2 protein-coding genes are annotated in these 2,976 nt (G+C 49.5%); both read right to left on the minus strand.

From position 1 onward, the window contains the following. Window positions 1-473: 473 nt before the first annotated feature. Window positions 474-1,196, minus strand: a complete 723-nt coding sequence (locus tag GE027_RS22910) for a glycosyltransferase family 4 protein (protein ID WP_162006894.1) — start codon at window positions 1,194-1,196, stop codon at window positions 474-476. A 535-nt stretch (window positions 1,197-1,731) separates the two neighbouring features. After that, window positions 1,732-2,805: a hypothetical protein gene (locus GE027_RS22395; RefSeq protein WP_153559461.1), complete on the minus strand. Its 1,074-nt coding sequence runs from the start codon at window positions 2,803-2,805 to the stop codon at window positions 1,732-1,734. Window positions 2,806-2,976: the final 171 nt, after the last annotated feature.

Genomic DNA, 2,976 nt, shown 5'->3' on the forward strand with positions numbered 1-2,976 from the left:
CGCCAATCCTCGGCATCGTCGAAGCGACGCCGCAGGACTTCGATCAAGCCATCAGCAGAGAGATAACGACGCGAACTGGGGACCGTAAGATCAGCGTTCATCGAGAGCGGCAAAGAGAGTGCGGGGAACATTCAACCAGCCTATTAAACAACTAAGCCATTGCCTGCCGGCAAGCGAACCAAATCGCGAGACGCTAGCATAGCCTCGTTAAGGATTTCCTTGGTTTTTTGTACTGGCCGGGAATTGCTGGGCCGGATCACTGCTTTCCTTAAAAAGGTACTGTCTTCAAGGCCAGTTTGTTGCGATGGTCGTGGGCTCCTAACGACCGTCGCTGTCAAAAAACGCGTGTTCGAAACAGGAAGGAATGTCACCATTGAAAGGAACGGAAATCTCAGAATTGTCTGTCATGATCTTCTGTTGAAGTTGAGCTATGTTGAAAGTCCTCGAGCGTGGCACTTATGCACCGTGCGTTGCTAATGCTGCCTAGACACGTCGCCTTGTAGCCAAGTGGAAAGTCGGGTTGCGCGTGCATCCCACGTGAATTTGGCGCGGTGTTCTGTTTTTGCTCGCCTTCCAAGTGCAGTCCGGAACTCTTTGTTGTCTCTTAATGTAATAAGTGCCGACTTCCATTCTTCTGGGTCATCAGGCTCAACCAGTAAGGCGGTTTCATTGTTAACTACTTCTTGGATCGATGGCAGCTGTGAGGCAATAATCGGTTTACCCGCTGCCATGTATTCGAAGAGTTTCAATGGAGACGTGAACTGGCCAATGTCTCGAGACTGCCGCCCGGTCCGCATGCTGAACTGATTTGGTAAAAGGCATACGTCAAAGGCGTTTACGTATTTAAAAACGTCCTTGTGAGGGACCTGTCCATAAAAGGTAATGTTGTTTGGTAAGGCTAAGCGAAGAGAGCGGATGTCGCCGGGCGAACCACCGACGACATGGAAAGCAATCCTGCTATTGGTCGTGATCGCCGCAACCTTGATAATATGCTCTATGCCTTTTCCTGGCTTAAAGCTCCCAACATAGCCAACGTGGAGGCGGTTTTTCCGTTTTCCGATATCAAGTTGTTCCTTGTTAAACGGTTCACTTGCCGCATCGTGGGCAACGATTAGTTTTTCTTGTGGGAAGTCAGGGCAGTAGGAGAGGAATGCGTTTCGTAACGTTTCGGAAATAGTAACGATTCCAGCTATCAAGGGCGACTTCAGGCAGGATCTAAGGTAGCTGCCTTCTGATGATGTCGAATTCCATACGTCGGCATGAAATTCGATAACACAGGGAACCCTATGTTGCATAGCATTCCAAGCGCCGTATGGGCAGCGACAGTACGCAATCGAAGACCTGTTCTGTTTGGCGATTCGTCCGGCTCGGTGGCCATACCAATGGCGAAATCCCGGAATGGGCCAACGCTGGACAAGTTGTAAATTAAACTCTGACGTACTGTAACGGTCGAAGATCCGCCGCAGTGAATGAGCTCTGCTATTGGTGTATCCGACAAGTCCGACTAGCTGGTCTCGGTTCGCAAGCGCTTCTCCCATCTTCATTACATGCACGGTGTTTGCTCGGTCGGACGGGATAAGCGAACTCGAAATGTAAGTTATTCTTGCTCGGCCGTCGTGGTCTCTAAGTGTCATCTCAGATTGTTCACTGTGCTTTCTGCCGGGATGATAGTCTGTCACCTGTTTTCTGTGCTATCGGAGCCGATTGGGTCGTTCTCGCTGAAGTCGCGAATTAAGGCATGTTTTGTTCAATATCTTGTGCGTCGACGAAATGATGCGGCGGCTTTGCAAGGGACCGGAGCTGTCGGTAAATGGAGGCAATGTGCAACGCACGGCTGGGGTCTGTGCCGTAGAATACCTTGGGAATGTCTAGGATTGTAACTGGTATGCGGTTGCCAAACATTGTTACTATCGTCTGGATTGCCGATGAGCACATGGCGAAAACTCTTTCTGGTAGAGAGGACGCTGTGGCTAGCTTTAGTTCTATAGGGCCATCGTAAGGAAATGTTTCCCAGCCCGTTGCTTCTTTGATAGCTGCAAGCGTTTTGCTTGTTTCTCTTGGGTGGGCGTAGTAAGCGATGTTGTACTGGCTGAGGCTGTTCGCTTGAATGTTCTTTAGGTAGCTCAGGTATTTGTGGAAGGGAGCAAGGGGCCTTGGTATGTCATAAACAGGCTGGCCTAGGAACCAAGCTTTGCCGGTCTCTGTGTTTAGTGTATCGGATATAATTTTTTTTAAGAACTCGTACCTGTTTAGATGAAAATTTTCGCTGCTCTCCTGTTGTGCTTCGTATGCGGAGAATAGTTCTGCTCCGGGGATCGGGCCGGTGTGTAAACCAAGAACGTTGCAGCAGTAACGGTGTATTGGTGGCTGGTTCAGGCTTACGTTCCCGTGTCCGTTTAGACCTGCGGAAGCAGCGCCGTCGTCACAAATGATCAGCCGTTTGGCACGTATTGAAGCGGCCATATGGCGATGTAAAAGTTTTCGAATGTTTCCGATCAATAGGACATTGCAGTTTCGTAACCGTTTGATAGTGGGTCTTGATTGTTTTCTGTGACTGTAGTACCGGGCTAGTGCGCCCAGCCGAATTCTTGTTTTCCCTTTGTGTTCTCCCTGGTAGGTTCGTAGTTCATAGCTCTGCCAACGTTTGAACAGGGGGAGGGGTTCGTAGTAACTGATGTCAAGCACCGAGTCGGCTAAAATCAGGGTGTCTATTTCTAAATTGAGCGCGTGTGTCGCTTCGATAACATTCAGGTATTGCAGTGGCGTGGACACAATTGCATGGCACGGTGTCATATTGGTCTGCATTGGTTTTTTAGGAGCATATCTCGGTTAGATGGTCTACGTCGCGTTTGTTCTAGGAACCGTTCAAAAACAACTTCGGCAATCGGATAAACTGAACTTGCCAGCTAACCACGGAGGATTGCCATGAGTAACCGTTCACGGGCCGGACTAAGGTATTAGGCAGCGACTGGCATC

Source organism: Roseimaritima sediminicola (assembly GCF_009618275.1).
Taxonomy (GTDB): Bacteria; Planctomycetota; Planctomycetia; order Pirellulales; family Pirellulaceae; genus Roseimaritima; species Roseimaritima sediminicola.

Coding starts and splice junctions, on each gene's coding strand:
- GE027_RS22395 (WP_153559461.1), bottom strand. CDS start 2,805: ATGCAGACCAATATGACACCGTGCCATGCAATTGTGTCCACGCCACTG.